The organism is Rhodococcus sp. NPDC057014 (assembly GCF_042673295.1).
GTDB lineage: Bacteria > Actinomycetota > Actinomycetes > Mycobacteriales > Mycobacteriaceae > Rhodococcus_F.
The window spans coordinates 1-4976 of record NZ_JBHUSF010000466.1 but is presented as its reverse complement, the minus strand read 5'-3'; the positions used below and the strand labels follow the sequence as shown (position 1 = coordinate 4976).

Genomic DNA, 4976 nt, shown 5'->3' with positions numbered 1-4976 from the left:
AGCCCGACGCGCTCGAAGCACCCGCCGAGTACCTCGGCGAATACTCCCAGGGCGTGGCGTCGTGACCCGTCCAGCGAAGTGCCGACGTGAACGAGCGCGGCAGCGGTCCCGTCGACGACGACGGGCACGACGGTGAAACCGTTCGCGCCCAGCGCTTCTCGTAGTTCGGCGGACACCTGGGTACCGGCCGTCACTGTGTTCGTCTCGAGGGCGCCTGCTTCGGGCGAACCTGCCGGGAGGTCGAACTCGGCGGGCAGAGCGGGCGTCGTGTCGGGGTCGGCACAGAACGAGGCGAGCGGAATGATCCGGTCTCCGTCGACTCGCGAGAGCACAACCTTCTCCGCGGCGCAGAGTTCGGCAACCCGCTCGCACGCTCGCCGCACGAGTTCCGCACTCGAGGCGGCGTCGTCGAGTGCGTGGACGGCGCGGTCGATACCCTTCGCGACTGCACCGAGTTCGGCGGTGCGCGTCGCGGCGAGTGTGTTCCTGCGGTCGAGAAGATCGACCAGACGCCTCCCGAGTTCGGCGGTGTGCTCCGCAGTGGCCGTGCGCATTTCGTCAAGAGTGTCGGAGATGGCCCGATCGAGCTCGTCAGCCACCGGACACCGTCTTGGCGTTGGCGCACAGCGCCGCCACCTCGGCCCGCGTCGAGACGCCGAGTTTCTTGAAGATCCGCTGGACATGGGATTTGACGGTGCCGTCGGATATGCACAGGCGACGGGAGATGGCCGCATTGGTCGCTCCCGTCGCCATCAGGGTGAGCACCTCGCGCTCGCGAGCGGTCAAGGTGTGCGCACGGGGTACGGCCGGCGCCTGCGACGTGTCCTCCCCGCTCGGCGCGCCGGAGCGGGGGAGGTCGCACGTGGCGAGTTCGGGCATTGTCAGGGGCTGCTCGAGGTGTCGCAGTGCCTGCGTGAGCCGCTGGATCTCGGCGTCGACGTGCTCGTTGCGCGCAGAGATCTGTTGCCGCAGGCCGGCGCGTTCCTTCACCGACGCACAGACACCCGCCAGCGCCCCGACGATGTGGACGTCGGTCTCGGACAGGCTGTCGCTCTGACGATCGACGTGAATCATCGCCACCGCGCGCGAGTCGACGACGATGGGCACGGCAAGGTAGCCCGCCGGACGCGACAGATCGATGAGAGGGCGGTACGTGTGCCGGTAGGTGTCCACGCCGTCCACGGCGTACGGCCGGCGTCGCCGGACGAGTTCGGCCTCGCGGGGCGCCTCGCGCAGCGAGATCTCGCGTCCGTCAATGGCCGTGATGAGTTCGTGGAAGTCGCCGGTCAGCCCGGGGTTGACTGCGAGCGCGATCGGGGACCAGGTGGAACCGCGAACCACGGAGAACATCGCCTTGCCGTATCCGAGGCTCGTGCACAATTCCTGTGTCACGATCCGGGCGAGCTGGTCGGCCCCGGTATCGATGGCGCGGACCACCTGCTGCAACGCCTCGATCTGGTCAGTGTGCGCGCGGAGTCGGCGATCGATGTCGTCCCGGCTCGCGCTGTCGAGTCGCGTCACGAGTTCCGCGAGGCGCAGGGTGTGCTCGGGTGAAGTGAGACCGTCCCGCAGCTTCCGGGCCGCGAAAGCGCGGATGACCATCAGGTCCGGCTCGCCGTCCGCCAGCCGGATCAGGTTCGGCTCGCTGCCGAGAAGCTCCTGCAACTCTGCGACTGCCTGCTCGGCAAGCTCGAACGAACTCGTCGAAATGACCACTCACCACTCCTTGCGCCGCGGCCGCCGCACGGATGACGACGACACCGTCGCCCATTCCTGTGACGTACCGCACAGTATAGGAGGTGTCACCTGGGACGTTTCCGCGCCGTCCGCGACCTTACTCCAATGTATATGGTCAGTCCAAATACGTCACGTATTCCGCGAAAGTGATGCGGACAGGTTCTTGTCGCGGATACCGTCGTCGTACTAGGGTCGAATGGTAAGACCAAAATTGAAAGGATCGGCCCTATGGCGCACCCCGTGCGATACGAAGTCGACGAGCACATCGCCGTGCTCACTCTCGATCGCCCCGAAACCCGCAACGCGCTGTCCGACGACGTGCTCGACGAGCTGCTCGCCGCACTCGAACGTGCGCGCGGGGACGACGACGTGCGGGTTGTCGTCCTGGCCTCGTCGCACGAGAAGATCTTCTCGGCGGGTGGTGACCTCAAGGCATTCGCGAGCGACACCCCCACGATCGTCAAATATGCCGGACTGGACCGATTCCCGAAGCTCTACCAGCTCATCGGCGGGCTCGGGAAGCCGGTGATCTGCGCGGCCGGGGGCGACGTGCTGGCGGGGGCGTTCGGGCTCGCGCTGGCCTGTGACTTCGTGCTCGCCAAGGAGTCGGTGCGGTTCGGGTGCCCGGAGATCAACGTCGGCGTGTTCCCGTTCATGATCTCCGCCCTGATCTACCGGAACGTCGGACGGCTCAAGGCGAACGAGTTGATGATGTACGGCGAGCTCATCACGGCCACGGACGCACTCGAACTGGGGCTCGTGAACCGGGTGATCCCGGACGACGCCTTCGATGCCGAGGTCCGGGAGTGGGCGCGCCGGCTCGCGGGCAAATCGCCGCTGCTCATGCGTCTCGGCAAGGAGGCGATCAACAACACCCGGGACATGTCGCTGCCCGACGCCCTGACGTCGCTGCAGTCCCAGCTCGCTCTCGCGTTCACGACCGACGACATCGTCGAGGGCGTCACCGCGTTTCGCGAAAAGCGTTCTCCCGTATGGAGCATGCGATGACGATCGACCGTCGAACTCGTTGCGATTTCGGTCTAACCATTATATTGTGAGGGCCAACACAGAGATTTCTATTCCCTCTTCACATCTGCGCACAGAGGAAGGCTTCCCATGGCGTTCGCATCGGTCACCGATCGCTATTCGGACGAACAGATCCGAGAGTTCTATGCCACCGGGCAGTGGCACCGCGACACCTTCTTCGACATGCTCGAGGCTCAGGTCGCCGAGCGGGGCGACCGTGTCTTCCTGACCGACGACACCAGCGGCGGCATCACCTTCCGGCAGTTGCGCGACAAGGCGCTGAGTCTTGCGGTGGGCCTTCGGCGCCACGGCATCGCTGCCGGCGACCGTGTGTCCGTGCAGGTTCCGAACTGGATCGAATTCGCAATCATCGCCGTCGCGTTGTCGCGACTGGGCGCCGTCCTGGTGCCGATCATGCCGATCTACCGCCGCGACGACGTCGAGTACATCCTCGGTAACGCCGGTGTGCGGCTGGCGATCACGCCGCAGAGTTTCAAGAAGTTCGACTACGCCGGCATGTACACCGACATCCGGGGTGCCGTCGAGTCGCTCGAGGATGTCGTCGTCGTCCGCGGGAGCGGCGAACTCCCGAATCGTGCGGTGTCGTTCGAGTCGCTGTTCGCGGACATCGGCCCCGACGAGGCGATCGACGAACTCGGGCCCGGTGTCGGTCCGGACGAGCCGTTCGTCATCGTCTACAGCAGCGGCACCACGTCCCGTCCCAAGGGCTGTATCCACACGTTCAACACGTTCGCCTGCGGATCCCGTCTGCTGGCCAAGGGGTTCGCCTATACGCCCGAGGACGTGCAGTTCGGCCCCTCGCCGATCACCCACACCACCGGCCTGGTCACCAGCATCGTCCTCCCGCTCATGCACGGGGCGGCGTCGCATCTCATCGAGGTGTGGGAGCCGGTCCGGGGCATGGAACAGATCAAGGAACGCGGCTGCACGGTCGCGGTGAGTGCCACGACGTTCCTGCAGATGGTCATGGACGTCTACGACCCCGCCGTGCACGACATCGGCAGCATGCGGTTGTGGGTGGCGGCCGGCGCCCCGATCCCCGCGAGCTTCGTCACGAAGGCGGCCGATTTGTTCCCCGGCCTGCAGGTGCTCAGCCTGTACGGCCGTTCCGAGAATGTCACGACCACCATGTGCACGGTCGACGACGAGCCCGAGCGGTCGCTCACCTCGGACGGTCGTCCGCTGCCGATGCAGTCGGTGAAGATCGTCGACGAACTCGGGAACGAGGTACCGCGCGGCGAGGAGGGCGACGTCGCCTACAAGGGCGCGATGCACATGCTCGGGTATCTCCACAATCCCGAGGAGACGGCCAAGTTGTTCACCCCCGACGGCTACTCCCTCTCCGGGGATCTCGGCCGGATGGACGAGGACGGCTACGTGCGGGTCACCGGCCGGACCAAGGACATCGTGATCCGTGGCGGCATGAACATCAGTGTGCGTCAGGTCGAAGACCTGCTGGCCGCGCATCCCGCCGTCCGCGGTGTCGCGGCGGTCGCGATGCCGGACGAGCGCCTCGGGGAGGCGGTGTGCCTCTACCTCGTCGCCGCGCCCGGGTACGGCGACATCACGCTCGAGAAGATCAAGACCTACCTGCTCGAGCAGGGGGTGGCGATCCAGAAGGTTCCGGAGCGGCTGGAGATCGTCGAGGCGCTGCCGACGACGGCCACGGGCAAGATCCAGAAGAACGTGCTGCGGGCCCAGATCGCGGCGAAGATCGAGGCCGACCGGGAACGGGCACAGGCCGTCAGCTGATCGAACAAGGAAGGGGGCGAAGCCGATCGGCTTCGCCCCCTTTCGCATTGTTCGACAAGGGTGATCAGGTCGAGGCCACCACGACCGTCGCCGATCCGGTGACCACCGGGCCCTTGTCTCCGGACGCGACGAGATCGAGCGTTGCGAGCGACTCGCCCTCGGTCTCGTCGATCGACACCACCGTGCCACCCAGGGTCAGTGTGTCGCCGAGGAAGACCGGAGCGACGAACCGGACTCCGAAGGAGCGCACATGCTCGACACCGAACGTGTCGGACAGCCATCCGGCCAGGATCCCGGCCTGCATCTGACCCATCGCGATGACGCCCGGAAAGCCCGACGTGGCCACGAAGCCGGGATCGTGGTGCAAGGGGTTGAAATCGCCTCCCGCCCCGGCGAACCGGACGATGTCGGTCTGGGTCACCGGACCGACCACCCGGACG

Annotated in this window: 4 protein-coding genes and 1 pseudogene; 2 read left to right on the top strand and 3 right to left on the bottom strand. The window is 66.3% G+C overall.

Features of this window, described 5'->3' with window-relative positions:
- Together ACFTZB_RS42885 and ACFTZB_RS42880 are read right to left on the bottom strand one after the other, a co-directional pair.
- Positions 1 to 599: pseudogene (locus ACFTZB_RS42885) on the bottom strand (LuxR family transcriptional regulator); the annotation flags it as partial.
- The gene (locus ACFTZB_RS42880) at positions 592 to 1716 is read right to left on the bottom strand and encodes a LuxR C-terminal-related transcriptional regulator (protein WP_378441623.1); all 1125 of its coding nucleotides are present in this window, start codon (positions 1714 to 1716) and stop codon (positions 592 to 594) included. The pseudogene ACFTZB_RS42885 and the gene ACFTZB_RS42880, both read right to left, overlap by 8 nt.
- Positions 1717 to 1965: 249 nt before the next feature.
- Here ACFTZB_RS42880 and ACFTZB_RS42875 point away from each other — a divergent pair, with 249 nt between their 5' ends.
- Positions 1966 to 2745 carry an enoyl-CoA hydratase/isomerase family protein gene (locus ACFTZB_RS42875; RefSeq protein WP_378441621.1) on the top strand — a complete coding sequence of 260 codons (780 nt, stop codon included), beginning with the start codon at positions 1966 to 1968 and terminating at the stop codon, positions 2743 to 2745.
- Positions 2746 to 2853: 108 nt separating this feature from the next.
- Positions 2854 to 4536, top strand: a complete 1683-nt coding sequence (locus ACFTZB_RS42870; RefSeq protein WP_378441619.1) for an AMP-binding protein — start codon at positions 2854 to 2856, stop codon at positions 4534 to 4536.
- 64 nt (positions 4537 to 4600) lie between these two features.
- Here ACFTZB_RS42870 and ACFTZB_RS42865 read toward each other — a convergent pair whose 3' ends face one another.
- The gene (locus tag ACFTZB_RS42865; RefSeq protein ID WP_378441625.1) at positions 4601 to 4969 is read right to left on the bottom strand and encodes a MaoC family dehydratase; all 369 of its coding nucleotides are present in this window, start codon (positions 4967 to 4969) and stop codon (positions 4601 to 4603) included.
- Positions 4970 to 4976: the final 7 nt, after the last annotated feature.

What these genes read in the sequence shown, in the direction of transcription:
- ACFTZB_RS42870 (WP_378441619.1), top strand. Translation starts at nt 2,854, where the DNA reads ATGGCGTTCGCATCGGTCACCGATCGCTATTCGGACGAACAGATCCGA.
- ACFTZB_RS42875 (WP_378441621.1), top strand. Translation starts at nt 1,966, where the DNA reads ATGGCGCACCCCGTGCGATACGAAGTCGACGAGCACATCGCCGTGCTC.